This is a genomic window from Thermodesulfobacteriota bacterium, assembly GCA_040753795.1.
In the GTDB taxonomy this organism is placed as follows: Bacteria; Desulfobacterota; Desulfobacteria; order Desulfobacterales; family Desulfosudaceae; genus JBFMDX01.
Genome location: JBFMDX010000007.1, coordinates 1 through 16,416 on the forward strand (window position 1 = coordinate 1; position 16,416 = coordinate 16,416).

General features: G+C 57.2%; 16 protein-coding genes. 12 read left to right on the forward strand and 4 right to left on the reverse strand.

Translation table 11 applies throughout. The features are described 5' to 3' along the window. The first annotated feature begins 144 nt into the window (after window positions 1-144). The 6 genes from AB1724_10005 (at window position 145) to AB1724_10030 (ending at window position 6,543) form a co-directional block, all read left to right on the forward strand. Window positions 145-1,332: a class I SAM-dependent methyltransferase gene (locus AB1724_10005; protein ID MEW6078134.1), complete on the forward strand. Its 1,188-nt coding sequence runs from the start codon at window positions 145-147 to the stop codon at window positions 1,330-1,332. Between the two features lie 126 nt (window positions 1,333-1,458). Beyond that, window positions 1,459-3,183 carry an FAD-dependent oxidoreductase gene (locus tag AB1724_10010; GenBank protein ID MEW6078135.1) on the forward strand — a complete coding sequence of 575 codons (1,725 nt, stop codon included), beginning with the start codon at window positions 1,459-1,461 and terminating at the stop codon, window positions 3,181-3,183. Between the two features lie 83 nt (window positions 3,184-3,266). Next, window positions 3,267-3,920 (forward strand): TmcC family electron transfer complex membrane anchor subunit, encoded by a 654-nt coding sequence (tmcC, locus tag AB1724_10015; protein ID MEW6078136.1) that lies wholly within the window; start codon window positions 3,267-3,269, stop codon window positions 3,918-3,920. Between the two features lie 220 nt (window positions 3,921-4,140). Next, window positions 4,141-4,398, forward strand: coding sequence for a cytochrome c3 family protein (locus AB1724_10020; protein ID MEW6078137.1), 258 nt, complete (start codon window positions 4,141-4,143; stop codon window positions 4,396-4,398). Between the two features lie 45 nt (window positions 4,399-4,443). Continuing rightward, complete coding sequence (locus AB1724_10025) at window positions 4,444-5,775, forward strand: (Fe-S)-binding protein (protein MEW6078138.1); 1,332 nt, start codon at window positions 4,444-4,446, stop codon at window positions 5,773-5,775. An 81-nt stretch (window positions 5,776-5,856) separates the two neighbouring features. After that, a complete protein-coding gene (locus AB1724_10030) occupies window positions 5,857-6,543 on the forward strand; it encodes a cyclic nucleotide-binding domain-containing protein (GenBank protein ID MEW6078139.1) in 687 nt (228 codons plus the stop codon). A gap of 3 nt (window positions 6,544-6,546) precedes the next feature. Here AB1724_10030 and AB1724_10035 read toward each other — a convergent pair whose 3' ends face one another. From AB1724_10035 to AB1724_10045, 3 genes are read right to left on the reverse strand one after another with little or no spacing between them, the layout of a single operon-like run. Next, window positions 6,547-7,281, reverse strand: a complete 735-nt coding sequence (locus tag AB1724_10035) for a methylenetetrahydrofolate reductase C-terminal domain-containing protein (GenBank protein MEW6078140.1) — start codon at window positions 7,279-7,281, stop codon at window positions 6,547-6,549. Window positions 7,282-7,297: 16 nt separating this feature from the next. Continuing rightward, window positions 7,298-8,455 (reverse strand): (Fe-S)-binding protein, encoded by a 1,158-nt coding sequence (locus AB1724_10040; protein MEW6078141.1) that lies wholly within the window; start codon window positions 8,453-8,455, stop codon window positions 7,298-7,300. 16 nt (window positions 8,456-8,471) lie between these two features. Next, entirely contained in the window at window positions 8,472-9,104 is a 633-nt protein-coding gene (locus AB1724_10045; GenBank protein ID MEW6078142.1) for a TetR/AcrR family transcriptional regulator, read from the reverse strand. A 256-nt stretch (window positions 9,105-9,360) separates the two neighbouring features. Between AB1724_10045 and AB1724_10050 the strand changes: the two genes are divergently transcribed. The 5 genes from AB1724_10050 (at window position 9,361) to AB1724_10070 (ending at window position 14,085) form a co-directional block, all read left to right on the forward strand. Next, entirely contained in the window at window positions 9,361-9,999 is a 639-nt protein-coding gene (locus tag AB1724_10050; protein ID MEW6078143.1) for a hypothetical protein, read from the forward strand. Between the two features lie 24 nt (window positions 10,000-10,023). Beyond that, window positions 10,024-10,380, forward strand: a complete 357-nt coding sequence (locus AB1724_10055) for a hypothetical protein (protein MEW6078144.1) — start codon at window positions 10,024-10,026, stop codon at window positions 10,378-10,380. 32 nt (window positions 10,381-10,412) lie between these two features. Next, complete coding sequence (locus AB1724_10060; protein ID MEW6078145.1) at window positions 10,413-10,913, forward strand: MarR family transcriptional regulator; 501 nt, start codon at window positions 10,413-10,415, stop codon at window positions 10,911-10,913. An 87-nt stretch (window positions 10,914-11,000) separates the two neighbouring features. After that, window positions 11,001-12,908, forward strand: a complete 1,908-nt coding sequence (locus AB1724_10065; GenBank protein MEW6078146.1) for an FAD-dependent oxidoreductase — start codon at window positions 11,001-11,003, stop codon at window positions 12,906-12,908. Between the two features lie 145 nt (window positions 12,909-13,053). Further along, window positions 13,054-14,085: a hypothetical protein gene (locus AB1724_10070; protein MEW6078147.1), complete on the forward strand. Its 1,032-nt coding sequence runs from the start codon at window positions 13,054-13,056 to the stop codon at window positions 14,083-14,085. Between the two features lie 6 nt (window positions 14,086-14,091). Here the strand turns inward: AB1724_10070 and AB1724_10075 are convergent, their stop codons facing one another. Then, entirely contained in the window at window positions 14,092-14,934 is an 843-nt protein-coding gene (locus AB1724_10075) for a hypothetical protein (protein MEW6078148.1), read from the reverse strand. A gap of 197 nt (window positions 14,935-15,131) precedes the next feature. On the opposite strand from AB1724_10075, the gene AB1724_10080 reads away from it, so the two are divergent. Further along, entirely contained in the window at window positions 15,132-16,415 is a 1,284-nt protein-coding gene (locus AB1724_10080) for a porin (GenBank protein MEW6078149.1), read from the forward strand. Window position 16,416 lies beyond the last annotated feature (1 nt).

Sequence of the window (16,416 nt, forward strand, 5' to 3'; positions counted from 1 at the left end):
GCAAAAAAGCCTGGCGTCGGAGATGTTTTAAACAAATTTTCAAAGAGCAGGCGATCAACTAACGAAATCGGATCGCAAAAAGTCAAAAATATATAGGAAGGCTGCGAGACAGCCTGTAAAGCCTTCCACTACCGACAAAACAACATGACCACTATCCATCTCAAAAAAGGCCGGGAGTCGTCGCTGCGGCGGCGTCATCCCTGGGTCTTTTCCGGCGCCCTGGCGCGCCTTCCGCGGGACGTCAGCCCGGGAGAGACGGTCGACCTGTTGTCCCATGACGGAAAATTTCTGGCCCGGGGCGCGATCTCTCCCGCCTCCCAGATCACCATCCGCGTCTGGACTTTCGAACCGGACCAGCCGGTGGACGAAGCCTTTTTCCGGCAGCAACTGGCGGCCGCCGTTCGCCGGAGGGACCGGCTGCGGCAAACCTGGCCGGCCACGGGTCTGCGCCTGGTCAACGCCGAATCCGACGGCCTGCCCGGCCTGATCGTGGACCAGTACGGCGAGTTCCTGGTGGTTCAGTTCCTTTCCGCCGGCGCGGAATTCTGGAAGCAGACCATCACCGATCAACTTGGCGCGCTGGTGCCTTGCCAGGGCATTTATGAACGCTCTGACGCGGCCGTGCGGAGCAAAGAAGGACTGGCGTCGGCCAAAGGCGTGCTCGCCGGCGATCCCCCGCCTGAATTCGTGCCCTTTGAGGAGGGCGATCTGAAGTTTCTGGCCGACGTGGTCAACGGCCATAAGACCGGGTTTTACCTGGATCAGCGGGAAAATCGTCGTCTTGTTTCGGCCTTTTCCCGCGGCGCCGAAGTGCTCAACTGCTTCGCCTATTCCGGCGGGTTCGGCCTTTACGCCCTGCGCGGCGGGGCCGCGACCCTGACCAACGTGGAGACCTCGGGTCCGGCCCTGGACCTGATCAACCGGCACCTGGCCGCCAACGGCCTTGACAATGCGCCGGTGGAAAACGAGGCGGCGGACGTGTTCGACCTCCTGCGGCGGTACTTCCGGGAGGGGAGGCGGTTTGACCTGATCGTCCTGGACCCGCCCAAGTTCGCCGAATCCCGCAGCCAGATCAACCGGGCCGCGCGGGGGTACAAGGACATCGCCCTGCTGGCCTTCCGGCTGCTGCGGCCCGGCGGGGTCCTCTTTACTTTTTCCTGCTCCGGCCTCATGGATCCGGCCCTGTTCCAGAAAATTACCGCCGACGCCGCCCTGGACGCCGGCCGGTCGGCCCGAATCATCGCCCGAATGAGCCAGGCCGAAGATCATCCCGTGGCCCTCTGCTTTCCTGAGGGCGCTTACCTCAAAGGCCTGGTCTGCCAGGCAGAATAAACCGCAAAAAAATTTCACCCCCGGACTTGAATCTGAAAATTGAATGGGGTATGGTCTCCTTTTTGAGATATTTCTCATAATAACATTCATATTTTTAAAAATAATTTCTACTTGGAGGATAAAATCATGGCTCGGAAAATCGTGATCATCGGCGGTGTGGCCCTGGGGTCCAAGGCCGCCTGCCGGGCGAAGCGGCTGGATCCGGAAGCAACGGTTTATCTTGTGGATAAGGATGATTATATCTCTTACGGAGGATGCGGTATTCCTTATTATATTTCCGGAGATGTCGGCGACGAAGCCGAACTGCGCTCCACCAGCTTTCACATGGTCAGGGATGAGCATTTTTTTCTAAAGGATAAAGGGGTGATCGCGCTGACCGGTACCGAAGCGACCAAAATCGACCGGGGCAATAAAGAAGTGCATATCCGCAAAAAAGACGGTGGCATCGGCATCCTGGCCTACGATAAACTGGTCATCGCCACCGGTACCGTTCCACGGCGATTGAACCTGCCCGGAGAAAACCTGGAGAATGTCTTTACCGTCTCAAACTTGCGGGATGCCATGGCCATTAAACAGGCAGTGATTAATAACAACCCGAAAAATGCGGTTATTATCGGCGGCGGATTCATCGGCCTGGAAATGGCCGAGGCGCTATCGGATATGTGGGAGATTAAAACCACCATTATAGAAGCGTGCGATCAGGTCATGCCCGGATTTGCGGGCCGTCATCTGGCGGCCATGGTTAAAAACCGTCTGAGCAAGCACGGCGTAACTGTCCATACCACCGAAAAGGCGGTTGCCTTTCTGGGAGAGAAAAGAGTGTCCGGCGTCAGGACGGACAAGCGCGAGCTCCCGGCCGATCTGGTAATTCTATCGGCCGGGGTCGTTCCCAATACGGATCTGGCCAAGGCGGCCGGCCTGGAAGTAACGCCCCAGGGGCTGATCGTCGTTAATTCAAAAATGCAGACATCCGACCCGGATATCTATTCCGGCGGTGATTGCGTTGCAATCCCCAACCTGATTACCGGTCAGCCGGGATACTTCCCGCTGGGTTCCATGGCCAACCGGCAGGGGCGGGTGGTGGGCACCAACATCGCCGGCGGCAGCGCCACCTTTGACGGCGCCGTGGGCAGTTTCGTTGTCAAGGTGTTTGACGGTTCCCTGGCCGGTGCGGGCCTGACCGTGGAAAAAGCCAAGGCCGCCGGGTTTGACGCGGCGAGCGTAATGGTCGCCCAGTTCGACCGGGCTCATTTTTATATTGAAAAGGAGATCGTTTTCCTGGAGCTGGTATTTGACCGCAAGACCCGCCGGGTTCTCGGTATCCAGGGGTTCGGCGGCGACGGCAGCGAAATGGTGGGCCGCATTAACGCCATCGCTTCAATTTTAAAGCACAACCCCCCGGTGGAAGAAGTCAGCAACCTGGAGATCGCCTATTCCCCTCCTTTCGCTTCCGCCATGGATGTTGTCAATGCCCTGGGCAACGCGGCCGCCAACTATCTGGACGGCCGGTATCGTCCCATGGACTGGGATGAATTCCAGGCATGCTGGGAAAACAGGGGCAAGGGCGATCTGGTTTTTATTAATTGCCGCGCCAGCACAGATACACAGCCGTTTGACAACAGGGCCCAACGAATGTGGGTAAATATCCCCCACGATCAGCTCGGCGACCGCCTGGCCGAAGTACCCCGGGACAAAAAACTCGTGTTGCTCTGCAACACCGGCGTCCGTTCCTACGAGTCCCAACTTAATCTTGATGCCGCCGGCATTACCAACAACTTCAGCGTCGGTGGAGGGATGGCCGGGTTAAAAGAAGGCGGAATCGACTTCACGCCTTATGAAGATCCTGTTTAATGAAGCCGTCATGATTTGACGCACACACCGGCATGCGGTATAGTTCCTTTCAACCGTAATCATGAGTCTCGAAAGGAACCGCGATGGATCTTTATGAATTTGTCCGGGGCCCGGTTGCTTGGGCCGCTATCCTTTTTTTTCTGGCCGGATGCGTCTTTCGAATGATTATCGTGCTCAAAAAAGGCCACCAGAAAAGGATGATCTATCCGCTGGTCAGCCTGAGAGACGGCTTTCTGTCGATTCTTCACGGAACCATTCCGTTCGGCTCTGCCTATATGCGTAAGCACCCGGCGCTGACCGTTGTCGCTTTTATTTTTCACGTCTGTTTACTTTTTGTGCCGCTGTTTCTTCTGGCGCACAGCGTGGTCTGGTATGAATCCTGGGGAATCCTGGGGTGGAGTATCCCGGACATGGTCGCGGATGTTATGACGGTGTGCGTGGTGCTGGCCTGTCTTTTTTTTGTCGTGCGCCGGCTGACCGTGCCGGAAGTAAAAAAGCTGACCAGGCCCGGTGACTTCCTGCTGCTGGCCGTTATCGTTCTGCCCTTCCTGACCGGTTTTCTGGCCACTCACCAGGTTGGCCCATACCGGTTAATGCTTATCCTGCACGTTCTGGCCGGTGAATTCTTTTTAGTCATGATTCCGTTTTCCAGATTGAGCCACATGTTTTTATTCTGGTTCTCCAGGGCGTATATGGGCGCCGAGTTCGGGAAGGTGCTGAAGCCGCGGGACTGGTAGGCACTCAATGGCGGGACAAGCCGTAAGAAAGTACAACCGCAGTAATGAAGGACTCAATATGAGCATAAAAAACCGTGCTGTAACAGTGATGGCGATAATCCTGCTTTTGACAGCCACCCCCGGCCCGCTGACCGTCGGCGCGGAGATGACGTTTATTCAACATGATGACATTTTCAAAGAACGTAAACGCCCCCCGGTGGCTTTTGATCATGATCTTCATATGGCTGCCCTGGAGGAGAACGGCTGTGGCGTGTGTCATCATTCCCGGGATGATGCGTCGAGTCAACTGGTTTACATAGAAGGAGAAGAACTGAGCTGCCGCGAATGTCATCTGGGGAAAAAAAAGGACGGCATACCGGCTCTGCGGGAAGCGTATCATGGAAGCTGCACTGCCTGTCACCGGAAAAGGATCAAAACGAAACAGTTGCCTTCGGGACCCACCACCTGCGGTGAATGCCATAAAGCGGCCCGGCCATAAACAATTGTATCGCCTTTTCCGGAATGCAAAGTGATGGAGATGCTGATGAGTGATGCCACCCATACCGCTCCGGCGGAAGTAAAAAATGACGATCCAGACCGGTTGTTAAAACAGATGCGCCTGGTTCTGGACAAAAACACAAACAGCAAAATTCTGTCCATGATGGGTTCCTGCGTTCAATGCGGTTTATGCGCGGATGCCTGCCACTATTACGTTTCCACCGGCGACCCGGACTACATTCCTGCAGCCCGGCTTCAGAAGTTCCAGGACGTGTTGAACGCCTATTTTCATCCGGTGAAATCCCGCCTTCCATTTTTGAAAGGAAGCAAAGACGCGCTGAATCAAAAGGTAAACGAGCTTTATAAAGAAGCTTTTGAAAGCTGCACCATCTGCGGCAAGTGCGCCCTTCATTGCCCCATGGGGATTCATACCGGTGAGGCCATGCTGCTGGCCAGATCCATGCTAAGCAGTATCGGGAAGCTTCCTTCCGGACTGGATGAACCGGTGAGAAAATCCATGGAAGAAGGCAATTACGTGGGGCTGACGCCGGAAGATTTTATCGAAAATATGGAATGGATCGGGGAAGAAATGGAGGAGGATATCGGCGTGGAGGGATTCCGCATTCCCATCGACAAGATGGACGCCAACGTCCTCTTCATCCCTCACCCGCTGGAGATCAGAGACATTCCTTTCCTGCTGATGTACTATATCAAGATCATGCATGCGGCCGGAGAGAACTTCACCTTTTCCTCCCAGGGGTTTGACACGGTCAATTACGCCTACTACCAGGGAAACAAGGACAACATGCTGCGAATCAGCCAGCGGCCCCTGAAGGCCCGGAAAATGCTCCGGGCGGCCAGTATCGTCTGCTCTCCCTGCGGACACGGGTACCGGGCCATGCGCTGGGAAGCCGAAAAGATGCTGGGCCGGCGACATGATTTTCCCATATTGAGTTTTGTCGAACTGGTGGACCGTTACGTGCGCGAAGGCCGGATCAGGCTGAAAAAGGATGTGTATGAAGGGCCGATCACCTATCATGATCCCTGCAACATCGGCCGCAGGGGGGGAATCATTGAGGCGCCCCGGAACATCCTCCGGGCGCTCTCAACGCAATTCGTCGAAATGGAGCCCCACGGTGCCGCCAATTTCTGCTGCGGCGGCGGCGGCGGGCTGGCGTCCACGGGGACCTTCGGTCAGACCAGGATGCAGGCAGGCAAGGCCAAGGCCGAGCAGATCCGGAAAACCGGCGCGAAAATCGTCGTGACCGGCTGCTTCAACTGCCTGACCCAGATCCGCGGGCTGAACGAAACCTATAATCTCGGAATAGAGCCGAAAAACTTCGCGGAACTGGTGGCCGGGTCACTGGTTCCCGGCTGATTTCCTGAAAAAAAGACCGGCCGCTGTCCGGAGGCGGCGCGACCCGGGATCACTACCGTTTTGGGAGGAGGGAGGAAAATCATGGGGGATCATAAAAAGCAGAATGAAACCGAGGAGCCCGTACTGAAACTGGAAAACGAGGCCCTGAACAACCCGGCACCGGAAGCATCGGAGGTCGAAATAGAGCTTGAGGCATCCGACATCACCATTATCGAAGAGAGCCCGCGGGAAGCCACCGCGCCGGCTGCCGCCAAATTAAAAGCACCGCCCTCGCCAACCGGTTTTTCCACCCGCAGTTTCAATGCCGGAGACGTGATATTCAGCGAGGGCGACCCCGGCGAAGAGGCCTACCTGATTTTAAACGGGCAGGTCAAGATCACCCGCCAGCATAAGAGCAAAAGCATGAAGATCAATCAGCTGGGGGAGGGGCAGATCTTCGGGGAGATGGCGATTATCACCGGCGAGCCCCGAACGGCCACCGCCGAAGCGGTGGAGCCCACCGAGGTGTTTATCATCACCGAGCAGAAGCTCAATGAAAATCTGAGCCATAACCTGGCCATCGTTAAAAACCTTATTGACCAGTTGATCGACCGCTTAAAACAACTTCTGAAACAGCAGTCGACCATGGTCAGCAAGATCGAGCGTTCCCTGCTGGTGGATAAAAAGATAGAAAAGCTCAAGGCCATGGCCGTTGAACACGATCAGACCGGATCCGCCGGCACGGATGAAAAGATTGCCCGCCTGCTGCAATTGATCCGGGAGCTGTAGGCGCTATTTGATCAGGTCGATCAGCCCGGATATCCCCGGCATCCGGGCCATGAACCACCCGGACGTTTTCCGGACGAAGCCGGGCGACCCGTTGAACGCGGCCGGGGGAAGCCGCTCATAATCCTTGCAGCCATGGATTTCGGCCATAACCGCCAGGGCCGCCAGGTCTCCCTTTTTCTCTATTTTTTTCCAGACGCATTCCCGGTCCGGCTCGATGCCGCAGGCAATCCCCTCGACCGGTGCTTTTTTGCACGGCCCGTATCGCTTTTTCGCCGGACAACCGGCCAGGGGACAGATGCCGCCGGTCCAGGTCAGCACGCAATGGTCGCAGCTTTGGCAGATACCCGCTTCAAGCGGCTCCATTGAGGTCGTGATAACGCCGCTGCCGAAGGAGTCCAGGGCCGCCACCACCGGAATACCAGGGTCGCAGAAAAAGGCGCTTTTGACTCCGCCGGCGCAGGAAAGCATGATCAGCGCGTCGCACCGGTCTTTAACCGGTTCGATAAAAATTCGCAGGCACTGGCGCATGATCTCCTCGGAGCAGCAGACATTGACGGTCCTGGCGACGAGGATCTCCTTGCCCCATTTTTTCAGCAGGCGCTTCATCTGCTTCAGACCGCGTTTGCCGCCGGTACCGTTTAAATTGGCGCAGACGTTACAGGAAAAAACCGCCACCCGCTGGGCGTCGGACAAGGACCGTTGAATTTCGTTTTCAGACTTCCAGACGGATACCAGCATGTTGTCTACCCTATGTCTACCAGAACATCACCCGGGGAAAATTCACGGTTACGGTTTTGGCAATGACCGGTATGCGTTTGCCCAGCGGCACGGTGATTTCGTCGCCAAAGGCGGCCAGCAACTGCTCCGGCATGTAGCGCAGTTTTTTGCCGAACAGGCGGTTGGTAAAAGCCAGGGTGATAAAGCAGCCGGGACAGTTTAAGGCGATTTCGGAGGCGCCGGCGTCCGATACTTCCCGGAACTTGCGGCGTTGTTCCTTGAAAAGGCTGGACACCAGGTTCATGCCGCGGACAATGCTGACGGCGCCGCAGGACAGGTTGCGGTCGCCGTGATGGGCCAGCTCCACCGTATTGACCCCCACGGCTTTATAAAGTTTCCGCAGGCAGGCGGCAAAGGAGTCGTCCAGCTCGCTGACATAGCAGGATTCGTGGATGGCGGCCGTAAACATGCGCGGTTTTTTGACGGTAATGGCTCCTTTTTCGTACTGCTCCCACAGCCACTCATAAAAAGAAATCACCGGATAAGGCAGGGTTTTGCCGTAAACTTTGGGTAGAATGCTGGTAAAATAATTGTAGCAGGAGCCGCAGTAGCAGACCAGCCGGTCGACCTTTACCTTTTCCAATACCGCCAGGGTCCGCTTGACGGTCTCTTCGTACATGTCCCAGGAGCAGAGCCGATAGGCCAGTTCACCGCAGCACAGGTCCGGCGGTCCGAACTTGGCCAGGGGCGCCAGCACCCCGGACCGGTCCAGGTCCCGGCAGCTGAGCCGCCCGATGCATCCCACCCACAGGACATCTCCGCCGTCCGGCAGGGTCGACCATTTTTTCAGAAGGCCTTTTTCGTCCGGTTCCAGGGCGTTATACAAATCGCCGAACATGTTCTTAACGCCCCGGCCGTTGGACAGATATTTGAGCACGCCGGGCACTTTCTTCCGTCTTTCCAGGCCGCGCTGGAGAATCAGCTCATGGGGCCGGAGCCCTTCCACCGGGCAAAATCGGTTGCAGTCAAAGCAATAGGTGCATCTGTCCAGCACCTCCGGCGCCGGCTCCCCCCGGATCAGCTTGCGTATGGACGCGACCGCGTCATCCTTCTTCATCTCCAGCACCGGGCATTTCATAAGGCATTGCCCGCACTCGGTGCAGGCGGTCCAGTCGGCGTTTGAAATATAGGACATCTCTTTCTCTCCTTACTTATAAAGCATCAAGCCGCACACCCAGGCCGCCGAAAAGAAACGCCATCATGCCCTTTTCAATGCGGTCAACGTCAAAGTCCTTTCGGGTCAACAGAAAATAGAACATGCAGCGCTGAAACATGCCGAAAATCATGGCTGCCGCCAGTTCGGTATCCTCGACCCGGAGTGCGCCCCTGTCCCGGCCCTTGTCCAGCACCCCCTGGATCAGTTCCACAAACCGGCGGATGACGGTGTCGCATATTTCCTGGTACGGACCGGATGAGCCGGCGCCTTCGCCGAAGACCAGCCGGGCCGTGGCAATATTGTCCCGGCAGCTGATAAACAGCTGACGAATAAATCCGCCAAAATCGGTGATCATGGCATCCACGCCGCCGTCTTCAAACAGGTTGCCGGCGTGGAGTTGGAAAAGTTCGCCGTAATGGGCCATGTATTCCTCGGCCATGGCCCTGAACAGCGCTTCTTTGGAAGGAAAATAATTATAGAAGGTGCCCTGGGCGACTCCGGCCCGGGCCACGATATCCGATACCCGGGTATCGTGAATTCCCTTTTCGTGAAACGTCCGTACGGCCGAGACCAGGAGCAGCTGGCGGGTTTCTGTTTTTTTCTTTTCTCTGACTGACATGTCAGTCATTTTATCCGCTTCCCCCCGCTTTTCAAGCTTTTTCTGCCTCAAAAAACACAGGCGGTCTACTGCCTTGCCGGCAATTCGATACAACATCGTCATTCTGGCGAATGCCGGCTTGACTTCCTCGTCAACCTCCGACTTGCGTTCCGCTTCGCGTCACGGGCCGGGATGGCGACGTGACAAAAATGTTTTTCCGCCAATGGCTGCTTCTTGACTTTGAACGGCCTTTTTGCGATTAAAAAAAATAACAAGGAGAATCGCCATGAATAAAACGATTGAAGTTCCCTTTGGGAGATGGATTGAAGAGGGTTTTTCCCTTTATAAAGCCAATTTCAAACCCCTGGTTCTGGCCGCGTTCATCATGATCGTGTTAAGCAGCCTGACCATGTTCATTCTGCTCCCGCCGCTAACGGCGGGGCTGATTCTGATCATTCTGCGGATCATGGACGGAGAAACGCCCCCGCCCGGATTCGGCGCGGTTTTTAACGGCTTCTCCTTCTTTTTAAACGCCCTGCTGTTCATGCTGGTCTGGTCGGGCGTCTGTCTGCTCGGCATGGCCGTGGTGGGGTGGTTTCCCGTGATCGGCCACCTGGCCGCTGTTTTCTTCAGTTACGCCCTGCAGGCCCTGCTGGTCTTCGGCATGTTTCTAATTGTCGACCGGAAAATGGGGTTCTGGGAGGCGTCCACCGTCAGCATGGACACCGTCAAACCCGGGTTCTGGCCGTTTCTGGGGCTGACCATCGTGGCCTCGGTCATCGGCGGCATCGGCGCCATTGCCTTCGGTGTCGGGATCGCCCTGACCCTGCCTATCGGCTTTTGTATCCTGGCCGCGGCCTACCGGGACATTTTCAAAAAACCCGATTCCGCGCCTGAAGAGCCCATGCTGGAAATCCCCCGCTGACCCGATATTCATAAGGTAAGATTCATGAGCGTGACGGTTGAAGACTTCACCCACCCGGAATTAAACAGCGAAATCCAGGCCATCGGTGGCCATTATATCGTCGTCAAGGAGGCGCGCCTGCCCTTTCAGGGAGAAGACCTGCTGTATTTTATCGGCCAGGGCATCGTCGACCGGACCTGCTGCGGGTTCGGGGCCTTCCGCTACGCCAATGTGGCCGGGTTTGTCCGTCAGTGGCAATACAGACAAAATGCCGATGGCCGACCGATCTCCCAGGTCGAGCCCGTGACCGACGCCCGGGAGCAGGACCGGATCAAGCAACTGATCAAACAGCACGAACCCATGATCAACCAGGTCAATTTTCTGAACCTTTTTTTTCCTTGACACGACCGTAAAAATATACGAATTTATCTTGTATGCAAGATATAAGCATAAAAGATAATGACGTGCTAAACAACCTGGATGATCCCCGGTCCTGCGTCTGCTTTCTCCTGTCCCGCGCTGCCCAGGCCGCCCAGAAACTGTTGCGGACGCTTCTTGAACCCTATGGCCTGACACCGGCGCAATACCTGATCATCGAATGCCTCTGGGTCGCCGACCGCCTCTCGCCGACGCTGCTCGGCGAACTGCTGCGGTTTGACTCGGCCACCCTGACCGGCATGATCGACCGCCTGGAGCGGGCCGGGTTCGTATACCGGGAACGCAACCCCAGTGACCGCCGGGCCATCCTGGTCTGCCTCACGGACAAAAGCGCCGGTATGAAGGACGAACTTCGCGCCCTGCGGCAGCGGGCCAACGAGGAGATCATGAAGACCTTTCCCGAGGACCAGCGGGAGGTCTTCAAGCGCGCCCTGGTCTCCCTGATTTCCGCGGATGAACCCATGACGGTTCGATCCCTTGAACCCTCGACCCCTTGAGCCCTTTAATCTCCAACCCCTTTCCAGGGGAAAAGGAACACTTCGCCATAAACCATCAACAACCCTTTAAGAAAAAAGAGGTGCCCCATGACACAGTTCAAACATCTGATGGAACCGATCAAGATCAAATCCATGACCATGCCCAACCGCATCATCATGCCGGCCCTGACGGTCAATCTCGCCCTGGGCGAGATCAATGACGCGGCCGTGGCCTATTATGAACGACGGGCCAGGGGGGGCGCGGGCCTGGTTACGGTGGGCATCAGCCCGGTGGTTCCGGGCATGGTCATGGGGCTGGATATTTCCGACGACAAGTTTCTGCCGGGGCACAAACGGATGGTGGACGCCATCCACAAGTATGACTCCAGGGCCAGCATCCAGCTCTGGCACCCGGGCCGCTATGAAATGACCTTTATCACCGGCAACGAGGCGGTCAGCGCCTCGGACGTGGCCCCGCCGATCTTTTCCAAGAAGAAACCCCGGGCCCTCTCCAAGGAAGAAATCAAGGGCATCGTGGAGGCCTTCGGGAAGGCCGCGGCCCGGTCCAAGGAGGCCGGGTACGACTGCGTCGAGCTCATCGCCAGCGCCGGCTACCTCATCAGCCAGTTCATGAGCCCGTCCACCAACCTGCGCACCGACGAGTACGGCGGCAGCCTGGAAAACCGCGCCCGGTTCGGCAAAGAGGTCATCGAATGCGTGCGCAAAAACGTGGGCGAATCCTACCCGATTTTTATCCGCATGGTCGGCGACGAGATGGTTCCCGGCGGCAACAAGCTGGAAGACATGAAGCAGTTCGCCCGCATCTGGGAAAAGGCCGGGGTGGACGCCTTCAACGTCACCGCCGGCTGGCATGAATCCACGGACCCCATGATCACCATGAACGTGCCCCGGGGCGGGTACGTATGGATGGCCGAAGGCATCAAGAGCGCCCTGGACCACGCGCCCGTGGCCGCCTCCAATCGCATCAACAGCGCCGAACTGGCCGAAGAGATCCTGGCCTCGGGCAAGGCCGACATGATCAGTATGGCCCGGCCCCTGGTGTGCGACCCGGACCTGCCCAACAAGGTCAAGCAGGGCCGGCCGGACCTGATCCGCCGCTGCATCGCCTGCATGAACTGCATGGACAGCCTCTTTGAAGGCAAGCCGGTCACCTGCGCCCTGAACGCCGAGGCCTGCCGCGAGCAGGCCCTGGGCGACATCCAGCCGGCGGAAACGAAAAAGAAAGTGCTGGTCATCGGCGGCGGCCCGGCGGGATGCGAGGCCGCCCGGGTGGCCGCCCTGCGCGGGCATGAGGTGGTTCTGATGGAAAGGGAAGACCGCCTCGGCGGGCAGTTGAAGCTGGCCTCTCAGACGCCCAATTTCGGTGAGTTCGCCCTGGTGGCCGATTATTATGAGGCCATGCTCAAGGACCTGGGCGTGAAGATCAAACTCGGCTGCCAGGCCGACCGCCAGACCGTGGCCGCGGAAAAGCCGGATGTCATCATTTATGCCGCCGGCGCCACGCCGGCCAATCCGGCCATCAAGGGCATCGATCTGCCCAACGTCATGCACGCCTGGGAGGTGCTGGCCGGCAAACCCGTCCCCGGCAAAACCGTGGCGGTCATCGGCGGCGGCGGCACGGGTTGCGACGTCTGCCTGCACCTGTCCCATGACGGCAAGAAGGTGGTCCAGCTGGAAATGCTCGACAAGATGGGCCACAACATCGGCCCGGGCACCAAGTGGGTCATCCTGCAATGCCTGAATGAATGCGGCATCGATCAGATCAGCGCCTTTGCCGTCAAGGAGATTACTCCCGACGGCATCGTCGGCGAGGTCAAAGGGGAGAAGAAGACCATTGCCGCCGATACGGTTGTCGTCGCCATCGGCTCCCGGCCCAACAATGACCTGGCGGCCGATCTGAAAGACTGGCCGGTGATCGTGGTCGGCGATGCCAAGCAGCCGCGGAAGATCGTCTACGCCGTGCATGAGGGGTATGAAGCGGCCCGCAATATTTAAGGCCGCCTCTTTAAAATTGCCTTTTGTTTCGATTTCGGGGTTGCGCGAAAAATTTAATCCTCGCGATGCTTTTCTGTATTCCTGCGGTTAAATTTTTCGCGCGCCTTGACCTGGAACCAAAATTCTAAATTTTCGGGGTTTGGGCATGAAACCTATCATTCCCGGCGGACTCCTGACCACGGCCATGGCGGTCATGCCCCACACCGACGTGGCCCGCGCCCTTGAAACGGCCCTGTCCCTGGACGTGCCCTTCTGGCCGCAGCTGCCCAACTACAGTTATTACGAAGACATGTACGTGCAGGCGGCCGAACATTTTCCCGGCATCATCCTGGACATGGACAACCGTACCCTGCGCTTTTCCATGGACCGGTTCGCCCTGGAACTGGAGGAGGCCCTGGCTCGCTTTGACGATCCGTCGTATTTTGACGTCAGCCAAACGTATTCGGCGGTCTACCATCGTTTTCTGGAGATGGACCTTTCAGGCCGGTCCGCCATCCGCGGTCAGATGGAGGGGCCGGTCAGTTTCGGATTCAATATCCTGGATCAGGACAACCGGCCCATCCTGTTTGACGATACCGTGCGGCCGTTCATGTTCGACTTCATGGCCCGGCGGGTGAACGCACAGCTGGCCCGGCTCAAAGAACGCAACCCCAACGCCTTCATGTTCGTGGATGAGCCGGGCATGCAGTTCCTGTTTTCGGCCCTGTCCGGGTATGACAACATCAAGGCCAAAGACGACCTGGATCAGTTTTTCGCCCGGATCGACCGGCCCCGGGGCATCCACCTGTGCGGCAACCCGGACTGGGATTTCATGCTGGGCCTGGACCTGGACGTGCTCTCCCTGGATGCTTACACCAACGCCGAGATCATTTCCTCCTATGCCGGATCCATCAAGAAATTCCTGGACCGGGGCGGGGTCATTGTCTGGGGCATCGTGCCCACCGGCATGGAAACCTTTGCCCGGGAAGACATTCCCTCGCTGATCCGGCGGCTTGAGGCGGTCTGGGAGTTTCTCTGGTCAAAAGGCGTTGACCGGGACCTGACCATTGCCCGCGGCATGCTCTCCCCGGCCACCTGCTGCCTGATCAACCCGGACAAAACCGCCACCGTGGAACGGGCCTTTGCGACCGTGAAGCAGATAGCGGCGATTCTTCAGGAAAAATATCAGCCGGGCTAAATGTGCTTAAGGGTGCAGCAGCTGATGCAGCTTCAGGGCGGCGTTGTATTTGGAAAAAGGCTTTTTGGCCTTGGGGCTGATTTTCCAGTCAAGCCAGCGGGCCGCGCGAAGCAGCGGGTTGGCATTGCGGAAGGTCACGGTATAGGCATAGTCCAGCAGATCCCGGTCAGGATAGGTCTCCACCGTGGTTTTCATAAACACGTCCCAGTGTTCCTTTCCCACGGCTTTGCCCAGGTACTTGAGGTAGGCCAGAATCTCCCTGGCGGCCAGGTCCTTTATTTTCCGCGCCGATCGATAGCACATCTCAAAGTCAAAAAATAAAAACTGGCCGTCTTCCATGATCATGACATGTTTGAGGTCGCCGTTTTCGTGAATCAGCCGGGGCTCCCGTCGCTCGATGGCCAGTTGATGGCGGCGGTGCCACACGGGCAGAAACCGTTTCCACATATCCAGGCGCTCTTGCACGGGAATTTTCTGATCGGCAAAATAATGGATGAACCGGGGCCGGTCCACGTATTCAAACAGGCGCCAGCCTTTTTCAGGCACGCATCCTTCCACGATCACGTCATCATAGGTGCCAAACACCCGGAACCCGGCCTGGCGCCAGAGGTTCAGGGCCTCGTATTCCGTTTTCCAGCGGGCCAGGGGCATGAATGAGGTCTGGTTGTTGACCAGCACGTTCCCCAGGCTCTTGATGATATATTCCGGAAGGCTGCGGGTGCCGTAATAGACCTTGAGCACGGCAAAGCCGCCACGGAAGGGTATTTTATAGAGATAGTTTCCATTTTTCAGCAGAAGATAGGGGGACAGGTCATCAAAATGAAGGACCTCTTTCTTATTGGCAGTCATCGGCAGTTTATCCTCAAATTCTATTTTTTTAGAAATGGCTGTTTATAGTTGATCGATCTCTCTTTGAGTTTGTCATTCTTTACGGTATTATTGCGGATAAATCAACCCTGTCAATCGGTTATTGTTCTGCCGAAGAAAACAATGCCGGGTATCCCGGCAACATGACGCGACGAGTTTAAAAAAAGATGGAGGAGGCCATGAAAAAATATCTTTTTGTCTGTTTCTGCCTGGCGGCGCAACTGGTTTTTTTTATACCGATGGTAACCGCCGGGCCTAAAGCGGCCCCGGAAATTGAACGGTCGTCACTTTTTCAGTGGGAGGATTTCCGGGGACCGGAAACGGAATGGGAATACTGGAACATTCATTTCGGCGGCCAACTGGCAGCGGACGCCGTTCTGTATGACCAGGATAATACCAAGGACGCCGGCGTCAGATGGGAGACTGTTAACCTGCTGCTGACCGGGATCTGCGAAGACAAATTCCATTTTCATCTGGAGCCCGACCTTCTGGGCATTGACACGGAGAACAATCTGTACGAGGCCTGGGGCGGGTGGGATATCACCCCGGCCCTGCACCTTAGAGTCGGACAGATCAAAGTGGCCTTGAATACCGAATTCGCCACCCGTCCGGAAAACCTGCCTTCCATCGATTACGGCTTCAGCTCCTACCTGGACGGCCGCTACGACCCGGGGGTCCAGATTGACGGGCTGCTTCTGGACAACGCCTTCTGGTATCAGGGGTCCGCCACGGTCGGTGCGGGATTCGACCTGGACGGCAAGCGCCGATCAGATCCGCAGGCGTCCATCCGGGCAGTCCTCTTTCCGGCTCACAATATTGATTCCGATCTTGTTAAAGGAAGCTTCGTCGGCCTGGGATTTGCCTGGAGCCCGGATTATGAGGACGAAATCTTCCTGCAGACCCCCCTGCGGTCCACTGTCTTCACGACACCGGACCTGCACGGAGACGAGTTCCAATGCCTGCATCTTGAAGCCGGCTGGTACAGCGGCGCTTTCCGCGCGGGCGCCGAGCGCGTGACCGGTGAGATTGACGATGTCCGCGTCGGCCGCGGCATGACGGAGGACATGGATCAACTGACCTCATGGACCGCTTTTGCCTCTTGGAACATCACCGGCGAAAAAATGCGCTGGTCCCGGGGAAGGTGGCTGCCGCCCCGGCTTGACGGCCGGAGACAGCCGGCTTTTGAATGGCTGGAAACGGCAGATATTCCGGGGTGCCTGGAACTGGCGGTGCGCTATTCCAACGCCGACATTGACCGCGGTCTGTTTGACGGCGGCATCACCACCTATGACCCCTCCACCCAGGAGGTCCGGACGGCGACGATCAACCTGAACTGGTATCCGCGGCCCGGATTGAAGGTCATCGCGGGATGGATCAAGACCATCGCCGACGATGAACTGTCTACCCTGGGAGGAAGCAACCGGGATTCTTCCGCGATCATACGAACGATTCTCACGCTTTAAC

Coding starts and splice junctions, on each gene's coding strand:
- AB1724_10010 (MEW6078135.1), top strand. CDS start 1,459: ATGGCTCGGAAAATCGTGATCATCGGCGGTGTGGCCCTGGGGTCCAAG.
- AB1724_10055 (MEW6078144.1), top strand. CDS start 10,024: ATGAGCGTGACGGTTGAAGACTTCACCCACCCGGAATTAAACAGCGAA.
- AB1724_10035 (MEW6078140.1), bottom strand. CDS start 7,281: ATGCTGGTATCCGTCTGGAAGTCTGAAAACGAAATTCAACGGTCCTTG.
- AB1724_10030 (MEW6078139.1), top strand. CDS start 5,857: ATGGGGGATCATAAAAAGCAGAATGAAACCGAGGAGCCCGTACTGAAA.
- tmcC (MEW6078136.1), top strand. CDS start 3,267: ATGGATCTTTATGAATTTGTCCGGGGCCCGGTTGCTTGGGCCGCTATC.
- AB1724_10060 (MEW6078145.1), top strand. CDS start 10,413: ATGCAAGATATAAGCATAAAAGATAATGACGTGCTAAACAACCTGGAT.
- AB1724_10045 (MEW6078142.1), bottom strand. CDS start 9,104: ATGACTGACATGTCAGTCAGAGAAAAGAAAAAAACAGAAACCCGCCAG.
- AB1724_10025 (MEW6078138.1), top strand. CDS start 4,444: ATGAGTGATGCCACCCATACCGCTCCGGCGGAAGTAAAAAATGACGAT.
- AB1724_10020 (MEW6078137.1), top strand. CDS start 4,141: ATGGCTGCCCTGGAGGAGAACGGCTGTGGCGTGTGTCATCATTCCCGG.
- AB1724_10050 (MEW6078143.1), top strand. CDS start 9,361: ATGAATAAAACGATTGAAGTTCCCTTTGGGAGATGGATTGAAGAGGGT.
- AB1724_10065 (MEW6078146.1), top strand. CDS start 11,001: ATGACACAGTTCAAACATCTGATGGAACCGATCAAGATCAAATCCATG.
- AB1724_10075 (MEW6078148.1), bottom strand. CDS start 14,934: ATGACTGCCAATAAGAAAGAGGTCCTTCATTTTGATGACCTGTCCCCC.
- AB1724_10040 (MEW6078141.1), bottom strand. CDS start 8,455: ATGTCCTATATTTCAAACGCCGACTGGACCGCCTGCACCGAGTGCGGG.
- AB1724_10005 (MEW6078134.1), top strand. CDS start 145: ATGACCACTATCCATCTCAAAAAAGGCCGGGAGTCGTCGCTGCGGCGG.
- AB1724_10080 (MEW6078149.1), top strand. CDS start 15,132: ATGAAAAAATATCTTTTTGTCTGTTTCTGCCTGGCGGCGCAACTGGTT.
- AB1724_10070 (MEW6078147.1), top strand. CDS start 13,054: ATGAAACCTATCATTCCCGGCGGACTCCTGACCACGGCCATGGCGGTC.